This window comes from Frigoribacterium sp. Leaf263 (genome assembly GCF_001422285.1).
Lineage (GTDB): Bacteria > Actinomycetota > Actinomycetes > Actinomycetales > Microbacteriaceae > Frigoribacterium.
The window spans coordinates 690634-707644 of sequence record NZ_LMMO01000004.1 but is presented as its reverse complement, the minus strand read 5'-3'; the positions used below and the strand labels follow the sequence as shown (position 1 = coordinate 707644).

Sequence of the window (17011 nt, the reverse complement as noted above, 5' to 3'; positions counted from 1 at the left end):
ATCCCGATCGGGGCCTTCGCACGTCGCCGGACCGCGATGGGGTACAGCGAGGAGGACAGACGCTCCAGCGCTCCCCCCAACGAGGGCGACCCGTGCTGGGGGATGACGGGTTTCGTCCCCCGAGCGCAGACTTGTGGAGCACCGAGGAACCCGAAGCTCCGCGGCGCGCTGTACCCCGACGAGCGATCGTCGGGTCTGCAGGACCTCTCCCCCCGAAGCACCCGCTTGCCCTTCCGATATTCCTGGGAAGGGACACCGCGACATGGTCACACGGACATCCTCACGATCGCTGTCGATCAGCGCCACGATCGTGGCGGGCGCACTGCTCGCGTCGGCACTGGTGGCGACGAGCGCGACGAGCGCCGACGCCGCGACCGGTTCGGTCATCGCCGGCAAGACCGCGACCGACCCCGCAGCCGCTTCGACGTCCCTCCTGCACGGGAACCTCTCGGGCTGGACCCAGACCTTCAAGGACGACTTCTCGACCCCTGTGGCCAAGGGCGGGTTCCCCGGCCCCTACGCCAAGCAGTGGATGACCTACGACGGCTTCGGCGACACCTGGAAGATCGGCCGCTACGAGGCCGACATCCTGTCGGTCCACGACGGCGTCCTCGACATGCACCTGCACACCGGCTCCGACGGCGTGCCCCGCGCCGCGGCCCCCATCCCGCTGGTGAACGGCCAGTGGGGAGGTCAGACCTACGGCCGCTACAGCGTGCGCATGAAGGCCGACGCCCTGCCCGGCTACGGCACCGCCTTCCTGCTCTGGGACGACGACAACGTGTGGGAGAACGGCGAGATCAACTTCCCCGAGGGCAACCTCGACGGCACGACCCAGGCCTTCAACCACCAGCTCGGCACGCCGTGGAACAACGACATGTGGGCCGACACCAGGACGTCGTACACCGGGTGGCACACCTACACGATCGACTGGACCCCCACGAAGATCAGCTACCTGCTCGACGGGGTCGTCGTGGCCTCGACCACGACGAACATCCCGAAGACGCCGATGCACTGGGTGCTCCAGACGGCGACGAACGGCACGAAGCCCGCCGCGAACGTCGACGGGCACCTCCTCGTCGACTGGGTCAGCCAGTACGCGTACACCCCAGGGAGCGCCTCCACCGTGGCCCTGCCGTCGGCCCCGGCCCCGGCCCCGACCCCCGCCAAGCCCCCCGTGGCTCCCAAGCCCCTCACGCTGACGGCGCCCACGCCGGCCATCCGCGGCACCCTGACCGTCGGCTCCACCCTCACCGCGCAGACCGGCACCTGGACCTCGGGGACGGCGCTGAGCTACAAGTGGCTGCGCGAGGGCGCCGCGATCGCCGGGGCGACCGGGTCGAGCTACAAGACGACCGCGGCCGACGCCTCGAAGAGGATCAGCCTCGTCGTGACGGGTTCGAAGTCCGGCTACACCACCGCCTCGAAGACGTCGGCAGCGGTCGTCGTCAAGCCGGCCCCGCTCGCCAGCGCCGCACCCACCGTCACCGGCAAGGCGACCGTCGGCGGCAAGGTCGGCGCGAAGACCGGCACCTGGACCGCCGGCACCACCTTCACGTACCAGTGGAAGCGCAACGGCCAGGCCATCTCGCGGGCGACGGCTGCCACGTACGCGCCCACCGCCTCCGACGCGAACCGCGCGATCACCGTCGTCGTCACGGGCACGAAGCCCGGGCACACCGCGGTGGCCCGCGCGTCGAACGCCGCGACCGTCAAGCCGCTGACCCTCACCGCCGGCACCCCGGGCGTGAAGGGCTCGACCAAGGCCGGGAGCACGCTGACCGCCCAGCGCGGCACCTGGACCACGGGCACGAAGTGGACGTTCCAGTGGACCCGCGACGGGTCGTGGATCAAGGGCGCGACGGGCACCACGTACCGCACGAAGGCCTCCGACGCCGGTCACCGCATCGGTGTCAAGGTCACCGGCTCGAAGCCCGGCTACACGTCGGCGTCGCGCTGGTCCAAGCCGGTCACCATGCGTCGCTGACCCGACTCGAGATCCACCAGGAGGGCCCGGAGCCCGTCGCCCAGCAGGGCGCGGGCCTCGGGCCCGAGGTCTGCCAGCAGGGCCCTCTCGGCGGCGAGCTGCGGTCCGAGCGCGGCGTCGAGCACGCTCCGCCCGGCCGCCGTCGGGATGACGAAGTAGCCGCGCTGATCGTCGGGATTGTCGAGGCGGCCGACGAGACCCGCGGTCGTCAGCACCCGGATGCGCTTCGTGATCGCCGGCGGCGAGAGCAGGGTCTCGTCGGCGAGCTGCGTCGGGGAGGACGGGACGTCGCGGCGGACGAGGGCCGCGAGCAGGTCGAAGTCGGCCCGGCTGATGCCGTGCGCCCGAAGGAGCTCGTCGCTCTGCCGCTGGACGATCCGCGCGATGCGGGTGATCCGCCCCACCACGAGGATCGCCTCGACGTCGAGATCGGGGCGGAGCCCTCTCCACTGGTCGTGGACGTGGTCCATGGCGTCGCGCATCCCGCGATCATAGCGATCGTTCACGGGTAAACTACTTCTCGACCGATGATTCACCCGTGAAGCACCTCGACGACGAGCGCACGACGGACGCTCGCGAGAGGACCCCATGACCGACACCGCCCCGAGCCGCATCCTCCCCCGCCCGGCCGACCTGTTCCGCCTCGGTCCGCACGACTCGGCGCACCTGCCGGCGGCCCGCGTGGCCGTCTCGGTCGTGGCGCCCCTCGTCGTGCTCGCGCTGCTCGGGCACCTCGAGTGGGCCCCCTACGCCACCTTCGGGGCCTTCGCCTCGGCGTTCGGGCGCGGCCTGCCCCTCCTCCAGCGCCTGAGGATGCAGCTCGAGGCCGGCGCCGGGCTCGTGGCCTGCGTCATCCTCGGAGCCGCCCTCTCGTCGCTGTCCATCCCCGACCCCGGTCTCGTCGTCGTCGTGGCGATCGTCGCCGGGCTCGCCTCCCTCGTGTCCGACCTCCGCCGCTGGAGCCCGCCGGGGCCGCTCTTCTTCGTCTTCGGCCTCGGCGTCTGCGCGTTCGTGCCCGCCGACGGCGCCGCCGTCGCAGCGGCGGCCGTCGTCGCGCCGGCGAGCCTCGCGCTCGCGCTGCTCGCCTCCGGCGCCGCGGCCCTCACGCCGAGCGGTCGTCGAGCCCTCGCGTCGGAGACGGGACGGATCAGGAGGCGCGCCCCGCGCCTCCTCGATCGTCGCCGCACCCTCGTCCACGCCGGCATCTGCCTGCTCGCGTCGCTCGTCGCGGGTCTGATCAGCGTGGCCGCCGGCTTCGAGAACCCCTACTGGGCGATGGTCTCGGCCGTCGTGCCGGTCGTGGGCAGCGCGACGGCGACGCAGCTCGTCCGGGCCGGCCACCGCCTCCTGGGGACCCTCGCCGGCGTCGTCGTGGCCGCGGGCCTCCTCGCGCTGCAGCCGAGCACCCCCTGGCTGATCGTCGCGTTCGGGGTGCTCCAATTCGCGGCCGAGCTCGCGGTCATGCGCAACTACGGCCTGACGCTGCTGTTCGTGACGCCGATGGCGCTCGGCATGTCGGCCCTGGCAGGGCCCGTCGACATCGGCGAGCTGGTCGTGTGGCGGGGCGTCGACACCCTGGTCGGCGTGGGCGTCGTCGTCGTGCTGCTGCTCGCGACGCACCGCCTCCGGACGCGGGTCAGCCCTGGCGCGCCTTCGCCCGCCGGTCGTCGCGCGACCACCAGACGAGGTCGGCGACACCCTGCGCGATGAGCAGCAGCGCGACGACCAGCACGACGTACGCGACCGGCTCGACCGGACGACCCGAGGTCATCGTGCCGATCTGCACCACGAGGCCGAAGACGCCGAGCGCCGCCTCGAGCACGGCCGGGAGCACGCTGCCGGTCTTGGTCAGGATCCAGAAGGGCCGGCGCGGGGTGCTCATGCGACGAGCGTACCCGGGCGACGGGGCCGGACCGGGCTCGCCGGGATAGCCTGGCGGGATGCGTGAGAAGAGCGTCCGGGTCGACCCCGACGTGCCGAACTGGCTGCTGACGAAGCGCGGCGGACGCGTGCTGCCCGTGCTCACCATCGGCTGCGCACTGGTCGTCGTCGCCAGCATCGTCGCGGCCCTGCTCGTCGGCGGCGGCTCGGTGACCGTCGTGACGGTCGTCGTCGTGCTCGCCGCGGTGGGCGCGGTCGTCTGGGCCGTGGCCGATCTCGTCTGGTGGACGCGGGGCGACCGACGGTCGGTCGTCCGGCTGCCTCGAGACCCCCGCGCGTGAGGCGCGAACATGCCCCGATCGGCATGTCTGTGCCCCGGCAACCTGGCAACCGCTCAGAGGCGGTGGCCGTAAACTCGTCAGGATGCATCGATTCGATGCCACGATCTCCCGGCCCTGATCGGCACCCCTCGCTCAGCCGCGCCGGCGCCAGCCCACCCAGACAATTCGACAGGGAGTTCCGGTGAACGGAAACGCCACGACCCGGCACAGCAACGCGGCGTTGCTGTCGGTCGCCAGCACGATGGCCGAACGGGTCACCACCTCCGAGAGCATCGACGAGAAGCTCCGTCCCGTGCTCAAGCGCCTGAGGATGCCCACGGGCCTGCTGCAGAGGGTGGCGGGCGTCCACGAGCGCCGCAACTGGGGGCCCGACCAGAGCTTCGACCTGGCCGCCATCGACGCCGGGAAGCGCGCCCTCGCCGAGGCCGGGGTCCGCCCCGATCAGGTCGGGCTGCTGATCAACACGTCCGTCACGCGCCCCCACCTCGAACCCTCGGTGGCCGTGCGCCTGCACCACGGCCTCGGCCTGCCGTCGTCGGCGACCAACTTCGACATCGCGAACGCCTGCCTGGGCTTCGTCAACGGCATGACCCTCGCCGCCCAGCTGATCGACGCCGGCCAGATCGACTACGCCGTCATCATCGACGGCGAGGACGCCGACGACGTGCAGGTCAACACGATCGACCGCCTGCTCACCGAGGGCTTCGACCGCGACGACTTCATGAGCGAGTTCGCCAGTCTCACCCTCGGCTCGGGCGCGGCCGCCGCCGTCATCGGGCGCGCCGATCTGCACCCCGAGGGCCACAGGATCCTCGGCGGGGTCACGCGCGCGGCGACCGAGAACTACGACCTCTGCGTCGGCAGCGTCGACGGCATGTTCACCGATGCCAAGGCGCTGCTCAAACGCGGCATGGAGCTCGTCGTCTCGGCCTGGCGCGAGGCCAAGCCCGACTGGAACTGGCAGGGCATGGACCGCTACGTCATGCACCAGGTGAGCGACGTCCACACCAACGCGTTCGTCAAGGCGGCCGGCATCGACCGCAAGCGGGTGCCCCTCACCTACCCGACCCTCGGCAACGTCGGACCGGCATCGATCCCCATCACCCTGGTGGAGGAGTCGAAGACCCTCTCGCGGGGCGACCGGGTCCTGCTGATGGGAGTGGGCTCGGGCATCAACACCGCGATGATGGAGCTCGCCTGGTGAGTCGCCTCCCCCGCGCCGCCCGTTCGACGGCGCCCGCCCAGCTGCCCCCCGACGACCTCCCCGGTCTCGACCCGGCCTGGTCGCGCCTCGTCGACGTGCCGTACGGGCTCGGCTCGCACCGCGCCTCCCGACGCTGGCACGTGCTCGACAACGGCGACGCCCTCGCAGAGCTGGGGGCCGAGCCGGTCGGCACGATCCTCTGCGTGCACGGCAACCCGACCTGGTCGTACCTCTGGCGTGAGCTCGTCGCCTCGACGGTCGCCTCCGCGGCCGCGGGCGGGGCCGCCTGGCGCGTCGTCGCCGTCGACCAGCTCGACATGGGCTGGTCCGAGCGCACCGGGTCGCCGCACGCGCTGGCCCGCCGCGTCGCCGATCTCGGCGACCTGACCGACGCCCTCGAGCTCGACGGCCCCGTGGTCACCCTCGGTCACGACTGGGGCGGCGTCGTCTCGATGGGCTGGGCCGTCGACCACCCCGAGCGGCTCGCCGGCCTCATGCTGCTCAACACGGCGATCCACCAGCCCGAGGGCACGCCGATCCCCGCTCCCCTCCGTCTGGCGCTGGCCCGCGGGGTCCTCGGCGGCGCGACCGTCGGCACGACCGCGTTCGTCGACGTCACCCTCGCGCTCGGGCACCCCGCGCTGCCCGCCGACGTGCGCGCGGCCTACCGCGCCCCCTACCGCACGGCGGCGCGACGGGGCGGGATCGGCGGCTTCGTCGCCGACATCCCCGTCGACGACGATCACGAGAGCGCACCCGAGCTCGACCGGATCGCCGAGGCCGTGCGCGAGCTCGACGTGCCCGCCCTGATGCTCTGGGGCCCCCGCGATCCGATCTTCGGCGACCGGTACCTCGACGACCTCGTCGACCGCCTGCCGCACGCCGACGTGCACCGCTTCGAGGGCGCCGGCCACCTCGTGGCCGAAGACGTCGACTACGCGTCGGCCGTCCTCACCTGGCTGGGCGACCGGCTGCCCGACGGCGCGACGCCCGAGGCGCCCGTGGTCGACGGCGAGGCGCCGTCCGGCGACTCCGTCGCGGCGCCCTCCGGCCCCGGGCGTCTCGACGGCGCCGGCGCGACCGGGGCCGCCGCGGCGAAGAAGGCCCTCGAGGCCGGTGCCGACGAGGCGACGGCCGCCGCGGCCGCCGCCTCCGCCGAGCATCTCGCGGAGGAGGCGCGGGTCGTCTCGTCCGCATCACAGGACCGTCCGCTCTGGTCGCACCTCGACGCCCTGTCCGACAGCGCCGACATCGCCCTGATCGAGATGGTGCCGAGCGGTTCGGAGGGCCCGCGCTCGGTCAGCTGGCGCCTCCTGTCTCGACGAGTCCGCGAGATCGCCCTGGGTCTCCGCAAGCACGGCGTCCGCCCCGGCGACCGGGTCTCGCTGCTCGTGCAGCCCGGGGCCGACCTGACCGCCGTCCTCTACGCCTGCCTGCGGCTCGGCGCGGTCGTGGTCGTCGCCGACGCCGGCCTCGGCGTGCGGGGGCTGACGCGCGCCGTCCGCGGCGCCTGGCCCGACCACGTGATCGGGCAGCTTCCGGGCCTGACCGCGGCCCGCGCGCTCGGCTGGCCCGGTCGCGTCATCTCGACCACGCGCCTCCCGGGGGTCACGAGACGCGCCCTCGGCGTCGAGACGTCGCTCCCCGAGATCGTCGCGCTCGGTCGTCGGGCGCACGAAGCACTCGCCGACCTGCCCGAGTCGCCGGCCGGCGACGCCGAGGCGGCGATTCTGTTCACCTCGGGGTCCACCGGCCCCGCGAAGGGCGTCGTCTACCGCCACGGCCAGCTGACGGCCCTCCGCGACGCCCTCGCCGCGCAGTACGGCGTCGGCCCCGGCACCGGTCTCGTCGCCGGTTTCGCGCCGTTCGCCCTGCTCGGCCCGGCCCTCGGGGCGACCAGCGTCACCCCCGACATGGACGTCACGAAGCCCCGCACCCTCACCGCCCGCGCCGTCGCCGCGGCCACCGCCGCGGTCGACGCGACCGTGGTGTTCCTCTCGCCCGCCGCTCTGACGAACGTCGTGGCCACCTCCGGTGCGCTCGACGCCGCCGACCGGGCGGCGCTGTCGGGCGTCGAGACCTTCCTGTCGGCCGGGGCGCCCGTGTCCGAGTCGCTGCTGGCCGCGGCCGGACGGCTGATGCCGAACGCGACCCCGCACACCCCGTACGGCATGACCGAGGGGCTGCTGCTCACCGACGTGACGCTCGAGGGCGTCCGCGCCGCCGCGGCCGATCGCGCCGACCGGCTCTCCGCCGGCGCGCACGACGCGGGCGGAGTCTGCGTCGGGCTGCCCGGGGCGACCACCTCGGTGCGGATCGCCGCCCTCGACGAGGCGGGGCGCGCCTCCGGGGAGCCGGCCGCCGCGCCCGGCGTGACGGGCGAGATCGTGGTCTCGGCGTCGCACGTCGAAGACCACTACGACCGTCTCTGGCTGACGCACCGCGCCAGTCGGCTCGGCTCGACGCCCGACACCCGCTGGCACCGCACCGGCGACGTCGGGCACCTCGACGAGCAGGGTCGGCTCTGGGTCGAGGGGCGTCTGCCCCACGTGATCACCACGGCCGCGGGCGTGCTGACGCCGGTCGCGTCCGAGCAGGCGGTCGAACGGGTCGAGGGCGTCGGTCGCGCCGCCGTCGTCGGCATCGGCCCGGCGGGCACGCAGCAGGTGGTCGTGGTGGCCGAGACGACGCCGGCCGCTCGCCGACCCGGTCTCGCCCCGACGCCGCTCGCCGCGGCCGTGCGCGAGGCCGTCGAGGCCGCCTCGGGTCACCCCGTCGCCGCCGTGCTCGTCGTGCCCGGCCTGCCCACCGACGTGCGGCACAACAGCAAGATCGACCGCTCGGGCCTCGCCGCCTGGGCCGCCTCCGTGCTCTCGGGCGGACGGATGCGCCGCCCGTGAGGGTGCTGGTCACCGGGGCCAGCGGACTGCTCGGCGGCGCCGTCGCCCGGGCGATCGCCGACGCCGGGCACGACGTCACGACGTTCCAGCGCCGCCCCTCCGGTGTCGCGGGGGTGCGCGACGTCCTCGGCTCCATGACGGACCCCGCGGCGGTCGCCGCCGCCGTCGACGGGCACGACGCGGTCGTCCACCTCGCGGCCAAGGTCTCGCTGGCCGGGGCGCCCGCCGACTTCGAGGCCGTCAACGTCGGCGGCACGCGGTCGCTGATCGAGGCGATGCGCGCCTCCTCGGTCCCCCGGTTGGTCTTCGTCTCGTCGCCGTCGGTCGCCCACTCGGGCTCCTCGATCGTCGGAGACGACGCCGACCCGGCCTCGCCCGCCGATGCGCGGGGGCACTACGCCCGGACGAAGGCCGCCGCCGAGCGCCTCGCCCTGCGAGCCGCCGACGCCGAGCTGCGCGTCGTGGCCGTGCGACCGCACCTCGTCTGGGGCCCGGGCGACACGCAGCTCGTGGCGCGCATCGTCGATCGGGCCCGCTCGGGGCGCCTGCCGCTGCTCGACCACGGGGCGGCCCTGATCGACTCGACCTACGTCGACAACGCGGCGTCCGGCATCGCGGCCGCGCTCGAACGCGTCGACGCCGTCAGCGGTCGGGCCTATGTGCTGACCAACGGCGAGCCGCGGACGGTCGCCGACCTCATGGCGGGGATCTGTCTGGCGGCCGGGGTGCCGGCACCGCGCCTCCGGGTGCCTGCCGGCGTCGCCCGGGCGGCGGGCTCGCTCGTCGAGAGGCTGTGGGCCGTGCGCCCGGGCGCCGACGAGCCGCCCATGACGCGGTTCCTGGCCGAGCAGCTCTCGACCGCGCACTGGTTCGACCAGCGCCGCACCCGGCACGACCTCCAGTGGACGCCGGCCGTCGGCGTCGACGAGGGCCTCAGCCGACTCGCCGCCTGGTACGCGGCCGGCCAGCCCCCGGTCTGAATCCCCGCTCGCCCGGGCGCTCGCCCGCCCGAGCCCTCGCACGCGTGAACCCGCGCGCGGGCATCAGGAGGTGCGGCGGGTTCCCGTCATCGGCGGCGGGCCAGCGCCGCCCGCCCTCGACGACGCCGACCCGCCTCACCCCGCTCAGATGACGGACTCGCTCCACGGGTCGGGGTTGCCGAACCGGTGCGCCGTGATCGCGATCGCCTGCTCGCGGAGGAACGGCAGCAGTTCGAGCCGCCCCGTCGGGGTCACGGCCGAGTCGAACACGGCCACCGAGGGGTCGCCGCCGAGCGCCGACGACAGAGCCGAGGAGGCGCGGTCCGCGTCACCCGCGCCCGTCACCAGCCGCACGCGCTCCGTCCGCAGCCCACCCGCGCGCACGCGGTCGTGCCACGCCTCGTCGCTCTCATGCGCCACCACCGGCACCGGCCGGCCCAGCGCCGCGACGAACGCCGACGGCAGGTCCATCGAGGTCGACACGGTCAGCGGAGCGCCGGACCGGAGACCCGCGAGCAGCACCCGGACGGCGTCGACGGGGTCGGCCCCGTCGGCGATGCGCACCGTCACGGGCAGCGGGCGGTAGCGCAGCAGGTCGCGCTCGAGCCCGAGGGCGCTGACGTCGCGGGCGACGCCGAACTCCGTCGACCAGAAGTGCTCGTCGGTCGCGGCCGCGGCACGCAGATCGTCGGCGGCCGTGGCCCCCGACGCCCCGAGCAGCGGGGTCGCGGCCTCGACGGCGCCGAGGACGGCCGAGCCGGGGCGCGCCTCCCGGGTTCCGACCACGGCGGCGGGCTGCCACGATCCGAGGTGCACGAGGTAGTTCGGCCCGCCGGCCTTGGCGCCGGCGCCGACCGACGACTTCTTCCAGCCGCCGAACGGCTGACGGCGGACGATCGCGCCGGTGATGCCGCGGTTGACGTAGAGGTTGCCGGCCTCGACGGCGTCGAGCCAGACCGAGAGCTCCGCCGGGTCGAGGGTGTGCAGACCGGCCGTCAGCCCGTAGTCGGTGGCGTTCTGCAGCGCGATGGCCTCGTCGAGCGTCGCCGCGGTCATGATGCCGAGCACGGGACCGAAGTACTCGGTGAGGTGGAACTCGCTGCCGGCCGCGACGCCGGTGCGGACGCCGGGCGACCAGAGCCGACCCGTCTCGTCGAGCCGCCTCGGCTCGACCAGCCACGACTCGCCCGCCCCGAGCGTCGTCAGCGCCCGCTCGAGCTTGCCGTGCGCGGGCTCGACGATCGGGCCCATCTGCGTCGTCGGGTCGGAGGGCAGGCCGACGCGCATCGTCGATGCGGCGTCGACCAGCTGGCGGCGGAACCGCTCGGAGGTCGCGACCGACCCGACCAGGATCACGAGGCTCGCCGCCGAGCACTTCTGGCCGGCGTGACCGAACGCCGACTTGATCACGTCGGAGGCCGCCAGGTCGAGATCGGCGCTCGGGGTGACGATGATCGAGTTCTTGCCGCTGGTCTCGGCGAGCAGGGGCAGGTCGTTACGCCAGCTCGTGAAGAGCTGAGCCGTCTCGAAGGCGCCGGTCAGGACGACCCGATCGACCGACGGGTGCGAGACCAGGTGGCGCCCGAGGTCGCCCTCGTCGACGTCGACGAGGGTCAGGACGTCGCGCGGCACACCGGCGTCCCACAGGGCCTGCACCATCACCGCGCCGCAGCGGCGGGCCTGCCCGGCGGGCTTGATGACGACGCTGCTGCCCGCGGCGAGCGCCGCCAGGGTCGAGCCCGCGGGGATCGCGATCGGGAAGTTCCAGGGAGGGGTGACGAGCGTCAGCCGCTCGGGCGCGAAGCGGGCGCCGTCGACGGAGTCGAGCTCCTCCGCGAGGTGGGCGTACCAGTTGGCGAAGTCGATGGCCTCGCTGACCTCGACGTCGCCCTCGGCGACGGTCTTGCCCGTCTCGCTGGCGGCGACCTCCATCAGGTCGGCGCGTCGGGCCGACAGCATCGCCGCGGCGTCGCGGAGGACGGCCGCTCGACCCGCGCCTCCTCGGGCCGCCCACGCGGCGGACGCGGTGACGGCCCGGTCGAGCAGGGTGTCGAGGGTGGCCTCGTCGGTGACGCGGGCCGACTCGATCAGGTCGACCCCGAGCGTCGAGTGGGCCGACCGGGCGGCGATGTCGCGGCCCCAGGCGCGGTTGGCGGCGAGCGCCGGGTCGGTGTCGGGCTCGTTCTCGAACCCGCTGCCGGGCTCGCGCGCCGCCAGGGCCTGGGCGGGGTCGAGACGGCTCTGCACGCGGTGCGGCGCGGGGGTGTCGCCGTCGACCGCGGCGAGCGATGCCAGGAACCGTCCCTTCTCGCGCTCGAACATCGTCTCGTTCGAGGCCAGCTCGAAGACGGCCGACATGAAGTTCTCGCTCGACGCGTTCTCTTCGAGGCGGCGGATGAGATAGCTGATGGCGACGTCGAACTCGCGAGGGTGCACGACCGGCGTGTAGAGCAGCAGACCCCCGACGTCGTTCTTGACGAGCTCGGCCTGCCCCTCGGCCATGCCGAGCAGCATCTCGAACTCGATGCGGTCGCTCACGCCGCGGGCCTCGGCCAGCAGGTGGGCGAACGCGATGTCGAAGAGGTTGTGACCGGCGACGCCGATGCGCACGGCACGGGTGCGCTCGGGGGTGAGAGCCCAGGTGAGGACCCTCTTGTAGTTCGTGTCGCTGTCCTGCTTCGTGCCGTAGGTCGCGAGCGGCCACTCGTGGACGGTCGCGTCGACGGTCTCCATCGCGAGGTTCGCGCCCTTGACCACGCGCACCTTGATCGGGGCTCCGCCCGCGTCGACCCGGGCCGTCGCCCAGTCGGTGAGCCCCTGCAGGGCGCCGAGCGCGTCGGGCAGGTAGGTCTGCAGCACGATGCCGGCCTCGAGGCCGTGCAGCTGCGGCTGACCGAGGAGGCGCGTGAAGACCGCGATCGTCAGGTCGAGGTCGCGGTACTCCTCCATGTCGAGGTTGATGAACTTCGGCTCGGGCGAGCGGGCGGCCAGCTCGTAGAGCGGGGTGAGCTTCTCGACGACGCGCTCGACCGTCTCGTCGAAGGCCCACATCGAGAGCTGGCTGACGATCGAGGAGACCTTGATGGAGACGTAGTCGACGTCGTCGCGGGCGAGCAGCGCCCGGGTGCCGGCGAGCCGGTGCTCGGCCTCGGCGTCGCCGAGGACGGCCTCGCCGAGGAGGTTCAGATTCAGGCGCGTCCGGTCTCGTCTGATCGAGGCGATCGCGGCGCCGAGCTCGGCCGGGCGGGCGTCGGCGATCAGGTGGCCCACCATGCCGCGGAGGACGCGACGGGCGATCGGGACGACCACGCCCGGCAGCACGGGCGCCATGACGCCGCCGAGACGCACCGCGGAGCGCATGTGCCACGGCAGGAAGGCCGGTGCCTGCTTCGCGAGGGTCGAGAGGTTGCGCGCGGCGACGCCGAGGTCTTCGGGGCGGACGACGCGGTCGACGAACCCGATGGTGAAGGCGAGACCCGACTCGTCTTTCAGCACCTGGGCGAGCAGATGCGCCGAGCCGGTGCTCGGGGCGCTCGAGGCCTCGTGGGCCCAGCGGCGGGCGAGGGCGACGGCGTCGTCGCCGATGCCGACGGGCAGGAGCTGTTCAGCGGTGGACGGCCCCGCCGTCTCGTCGAAGGTGGTCATGGGTTGAATGTAGGGCGGAACTTGCCACGTGGCAAGGTTTGACATCAGCTCGTAACACGGCGGCGGACCCGGCATCCGGAACTGATGAAATATCACTGGCGCGCAGGCCGGTACCGCGCTACCTTGAGCGCGTCCGGGACCGCTCCCCGGAACCGACGGCAGCGGAGGACGGATCACTCATGGCCATGATCGAAGCACGGGGCCTCACCAAGACCTACCGGTCGAAGTCCGGGCCGGTGCACGCTCTGAACGGGCTCGACCTGACGGTGCCCGAAGGCACGGTCAAGGCCCTGCTCGGCCCCAACGGCGCCGGCAAGACCACGGTCGTGAAGATGCTGACCACCCTCGAACGACCGGACACCGGCACGGCGACCATCGCCGGTCTCGACGTCGTCGCCGACGCCCAGGCCGTCCGGCGATCGATCGGCGTCTCGGGTCAGTACGCCGCCGTCGACGAGAACCTCACGGGCTTCGAGAACCTCGACATGATCGGGCGGCTCTACCACCTCGGCGCGAAGGTCTCCCGCGAGCGTGCTCGGGAGCTCATCGACGTGTTCGACCTGTCCGCCGTGGGCGATAGACCGGTCAAAGGCTTCTCGGGCGGCATGCGCCGCCGCATCGACCTCGCCGGCGCGCTCGTCACGAACCCGCGCGTGCTGTTCCTCGACGAGCCCACCACGGGTCTCGACCCGCGCAGCCGGCTGGCCCTCTGGGACATCATCACCAGCCTGGTCGACGGCGGCACGACGGTGCTGCTCACCACGCAGTACCTGGAAGAGGCCGACCGCCTCGCCGACGACATCTCCGTGATCGACGGCGGCGCGGTCATCGCCGAGGGGACGGCCGATCAGCTCAAGGCGCAGGTGGGCGGTCATCGACTCGTCGTGGCGCTGGTCGACGAGACCCGATCGGCCCAGGCCGTCGAGGTCCTCCGGCGGCACGGCGACAACGAGCCCGCGATCGACGCCGACGGCCGGCAGCTCGAGGTCGCCGTCACCGACGGCCCGACCGCGCTGCAGCGGACGCTGGCCGACCTCGGCGCGGCGGGCATCGAGCTGCACGACGCCGGCATGCGGCGCCCCACCCTCGACGACGTGTTCCTCCAGCTGACCGGCCACCGCACCGGCGCGGACGACGACGCCTCCGCCACCGACGCCCCGAGCGAGAAGAAGGCCCGCGCATGACCACCACGACCGCGCTCGCGCAGACCCTCGAGCCCGCCACCGACACGGGTCTCTCGACCTGGGCCTCCGACGGCTGGACCGTCACGAAGCGGAACCTCATCAAGGTGCGCCGCTCGCCCGACATGCTGATCTTCGCCGTCCTGCAGCCCATCATGTTCGTGCTGCTCTTCAGCCAGGTCTACGGCGGGGCCATCGCGGTCGAGGGCACCGACTACACGCAGTTCCTGATGGCGGGGATCTTCGCGCAGACGGTCGTCTTCGGCTCGACGTTCTCGGGTGCCGCCATGGCGCAAGACCTGAAAGAGGGCATCATCGACCGGTTCCGCACCCTGCCGATGAGCCCGTCGGCGGTGCTGATCGGCCGCACGAACAGCGACCTCGTCCTCAACACGATCTCGATGGTCATCATGATGCTGACCGGTCTCGCCGTCGGGTGGCGGGTGAACGCCTCGCCGGCGTCGTTCCTCGGCGGCGTCGCCCTGCTGCTCCTGTTCAGCTACTCGTTCAGCTGGGTCATGGCGCTGCTCGGCATGAGCGTCAAGACCCCCGAGACGATCAACAACGCCTCGTTCATGATCCTGTTCCCGCTGACCTTCGTCTCGAACGCGTTCGTGCCGAGCGACACCCTGCCGACGGCCCTGCGCGTCTTCGCCGAATGGAACCCGGTCTCGTCGCTCGTCCAGGCCGCCCGCACGTCGTTCGGCAATCTCGGGAACACCCCGGTGCCCGACATCTGGACCATGCAGCACCCCTACGCGACCGTGCTCATCGGCATCACCGTCATGCTCGTCGTGTTCGTGCCCCTCTGCATCCGCAAGTTCCAGCGGATCAGCGCGAAGTGACCGAGGAGGCGCGGGTCGGCTACGGCCGTCGCCGCGCCTCCTCGCGGACCGCCTCGTCGAGCTCGCTCGTCGGCACGGTCAGCACGCTGCCGATCACGAGCCGCATGAGCTCGGCGACGTTCACCGCGTCGCGTTCGTACAGCCACTGCAGCTGCAGGCCGTCCTGGACGGCGAGCACGACGCGCGCCGCGGCGGCGGCGGAGTACCCCGGCCGCAGCCAGCCCCGGTCCGCCGCGACCGAGAGGTACGCCGTCGTCGAGCGGACGATCCGGTCGTAGTAGTCGCGGTAGTACTCGTGCGCCGGGTGCTCGCTCGAGACGGCCTCGGCCGACGCCGTGATGAAGAGCGAGATGACGACGGGCACGTCGACGTTGTACTCGGCCAGTTCGACGAGCTCGTCGACGCGCATGCCGCCCTCGTCGTCGAAGTGCCGCCGCAGGCGCTCGTCGCGGCGGCGCAGAACGGCCATGAGCAGTTCGTCCTTCGTCGGGAAGTAGTGCATCAGCGACTGATGCGACACCCCGCACTGCCGAGCGATCTCGCGGAGCGACGCCCCGTGGAAGCCCACCTGTCCGAAGACCGGCAGCGCGGCGTCGAGGATCGCCTCGCGCTTGGCGATGCCCTTGCGATAGCGGCCCGGCTCGCGCAGGCTCCCGGCGGCGGCGTCCACGGCCGGGGCGGGTGCGGGGGCGGAGTCATCCATCGGGGTCAGCCTAGGTCGTGGTCACCCCCCATGACGGCGATCGGGTGGTGACGCCCGGTGCGGCATAGAGTCGAGCGATGCCCTGGTCGCTGCTGCGGATCCCCGCCTTCCGGGCCCTGTGGCTCGGGCGCCTGGTGTCGTGGATCGGCAGCGGGTTCGCCCCGATCGCGATCGTGTTCGCCGCGATCGACCTCGGCGCCGACGCCGTCGATCTCGGTCTCGTCGTCGTGGCCCGGTCGCTGCCGAACATCCTGCTGCTGATCTTCGGCGGGGTGCTCGCCGACCGCCATCCGCGACGCCTCGTGGCCGTCGTGTCGTCGTTCGTCTCGGCGGGCTCGCTGATCATCGCCGCGGTGCTCATGCTGACCGAGACCGAGACGCTCGTCACCCTCGCGGTGATCAGCGCGGTCAACGGCGCCGCCGCCGCGTTCTTCGGGCCCGCCACGAACGCGCTCGTCCGCGACACGGTGAGCGACCGCTCGATCGGCGACGCCACGGTGCTCCTGCGGGTCGGCGCGAACGTCGGCCTGATCGTCGGCCTCGCCGCCGGCGGGGCGGTCGTCGGCACGGTCGGTTCGGGTCTCGCCCTGGCTCTCGGCGGAGCGGTGTTCGCGGTGGCGGCCGTCGTGTTCGTGGGCCTCCCCGGCGACGCGGCCCGCGCCTCCGGGGGGACGTCGCTGCTGGCCGACCTCGGCAGCGGTCTCGGCTTCGTCGTGCGGACCCCCTGGCTGACGGCCGCGGCCGCGCTGGCGTTCGTCTTCCAGTTCGCCTTCGCGGGCGGCGTCCACGTGCTCGGGCCCCTGATCGCCGACCAGACGTTCGGTCGCCTGCTCTGGGGCTACGCCGGCGCCGTGCAGACCCTCGGGCTCATCGTCGGCGCCTTCTGGGCCGGATCGCTGCGCGGGCGGGTGCGGCTGTGGGTCGCCTGCCTCGGCGCCGGGGCCCTGGCGGCACCCCTGCTCCTGCTGTCGTTCGCGCTCGAGACCGACCCCGTCGTGTTCGATCCGCTGCACTGGTTCTTCTGGATCAGCGTCGGCCTCTTCGTCGCCAGCGTCGGTCTCGAGGTCTTCACGGTGCCGCTCGACGTCGCCGTGCAGCAGCTCGTGCCCGGGGCGTACCGGGGCCGCGTGTTCTCGGTCCTGGCCGTGGGCTCGCTCGCGGGGATCCCCCTCGGAGAGGTGCTGATCGGCCCGCTCACCGAGCTCGTCGGCACGCCCGTCGCCCTGGTCGCCCTGGCCGGGCTCGTGCTCGTCGTCGCGACCGGTGTCGCCCTCAGCCCGCGCGTGCGCCGCGTGGACGCCCCGGAGGCGCGGGTCGGCTGACCCCGCACCCCCGGGAGGCGCA

General features: G+C 73.2%; 13 protein-coding genes. 9 read left to right on the top strand and 4 right to left on the bottom strand.

Features of this window, described 5'->3' with window-relative positions; genetic code table 11:
* Window positions 1–262: 262 nt before the first annotated feature.
* Entirely contained in the window at window positions 263–1987 is a 1725-nt protein-coding gene (locus tag ASF17_RS12615) for a family 16 glycosylhydrolase (RefSeq protein WP_055800358.1), read from the top strand.
* Here the strand turns inward: ASF17_RS12615 and ASF17_RS12610 are convergent.
* Window positions 1939–2469 carry a MarR family winged helix-turn-helix transcriptional regulator gene (locus ASF17_RS12610; RefSeq protein ID WP_055800355.1) on the bottom strand — a complete coding sequence of 177 codons (531 nt, stop codon included), beginning with the start codon at window positions 2467–2469 and terminating at the stop codon, window positions 1939–1941. The two genes, ASF17_RS12615 and ASF17_RS12610, sit on opposite strands and share 49 nt — an antisense overlap.
* Before the next feature lie 106 nt (window positions 2470–2575).
* Here ASF17_RS12610 and ASF17_RS12605 point away from each other — a divergent pair, with 106 nt between their 5' ends.
* Window positions 2576–3697 (top strand): FUSC family protein, encoded by a 1122-nt coding sequence (locus tag ASF17_RS12605; protein ID WP_055800352.1) that lies wholly within the window; start codon window positions 2576–2578, stop codon window positions 3695–3697.
* On the opposite strand, the gene ASF17_RS12600 is transcribed toward ASF17_RS12605, so the two are convergent.
* The gene (locus ASF17_RS12600) at window positions 3624–3869 is read right to left on the bottom strand and encodes a hypothetical protein (protein WP_055800347.1); all 246 of its coding nucleotides are present in this window, start codon (window positions 3867–3869) and stop codon (window positions 3624–3626) included. The two genes, ASF17_RS12605 and ASF17_RS12600, sit on opposite strands and share 74 nt — an antisense overlap.
* Before the next feature lie 58 nt (window positions 3870–3927).
* Between ASF17_RS12600 and ASF17_RS12595 the strand changes: the two genes are divergently transcribed.
* From ASF17_RS12595 to ASF17_RS12580, 4 genes are all read left to right on the top strand, one after another.
* Window positions 3928–4209 (top strand): hypothetical protein, encoded by a 282-nt coding sequence (locus ASF17_RS12595; RefSeq protein WP_055800344.1) that lies wholly within the window; start codon window positions 3928–3930, stop codon window positions 4207–4209.
* 181 nt (window positions 4210–4390) lie between these two features.
* Window positions 4391–5413, top strand: coding sequence for a 3-oxoacyl-ACP synthase III (locus ASF17_RS12590; RefSeq protein WP_055800341.1), 1023 nt, complete (start codon window positions 4391–4393; stop codon window positions 5411–5413).
* Window positions 5410–8313, top strand: coding sequence for an alpha/beta fold hydrolase (locus tag ASF17_RS12585; RefSeq protein ID WP_235476599.1), 2904 nt, complete (start codon window positions 5410–5412; stop codon window positions 8311–8313). The genes ASF17_RS12590 and ASF17_RS12585 overlap by 4 nt, the downstream gene beginning before the upstream one ends.
* Window positions 8310–9293: an NAD-dependent epimerase/dehydratase family protein gene (locus ASF17_RS12580; RefSeq protein ID WP_055800337.1), complete on the top strand. Its 984-nt coding sequence runs from the start codon at window positions 8310–8312 to the stop codon at window positions 9291–9293. The genes ASF17_RS12585 and ASF17_RS12580 overlap by 4 nt, the downstream gene beginning before the upstream one ends.
* A gap of 144 nt (window positions 9294–9437) precedes the next feature.
* On the opposite strand, the gene ASF17_RS12575 is transcribed toward ASF17_RS12580, so the two are convergent.
* Entirely contained in the window at window positions 9438–12938 is a 3501-nt protein-coding gene (locus ASF17_RS12575) for a bifunctional proline dehydrogenase/L-glutamate gamma-semialdehyde dehydrogenase (protein WP_055800333.1), read from the bottom strand.
* A gap of 179 nt (window positions 12939–13117) precedes the next feature.
* Here ASF17_RS12575 and ASF17_RS12570 point away from each other — a divergent pair, with 179 nt between their 5' ends.
* The gene (locus tag ASF17_RS12570) at window positions 13118–14122 is read left to right on the top strand and encodes an ATP-binding cassette domain-containing protein (RefSeq protein ID WP_055800330.1); all 1005 of its coding nucleotides are present in this window, start codon (window positions 13118–13120) and stop codon (window positions 14120–14122) included.
* Window positions 14119–14964 carry an ABC transporter permease gene (locus tag ASF17_RS12565; RefSeq protein WP_055800328.1) on the top strand — a complete coding sequence of 282 codons (846 nt, stop codon included), beginning with the start codon at window positions 14119–14121 and terminating at the stop codon, window positions 14962–14964. The genes ASF17_RS12570 and ASF17_RS12565 overlap by 4 nt, the downstream gene beginning before the upstream one ends.
* A gap of 19 nt (window positions 14965–14983) precedes the next feature.
* Here the strand turns inward: ASF17_RS12565 and ASF17_RS12560 are convergent, their stop codons facing one another.
* Window positions 14984–15667: a TetR/AcrR family transcriptional regulator gene (locus ASF17_RS12560; RefSeq protein ID WP_055800325.1), complete on the bottom strand. Its 684-nt coding sequence runs from the start codon at window positions 15665–15667 to the stop codon at window positions 14984–14986.
* Between the two features lie 77 nt (window positions 15668–15744).
* Here ASF17_RS12560 and ASF17_RS12555 point away from each other — a divergent pair, with 77 nt between their 5' ends.
* Complete coding sequence (locus ASF17_RS12555) at window positions 15745–16989, top strand: MFS transporter (RefSeq protein ID WP_055800322.1); 1245 nt, start codon at window positions 15745–15747, stop codon at window positions 16987–16989.
* The last annotated feature ends 22 nt before the right edge of the window (window positions 16990–17011 follow it).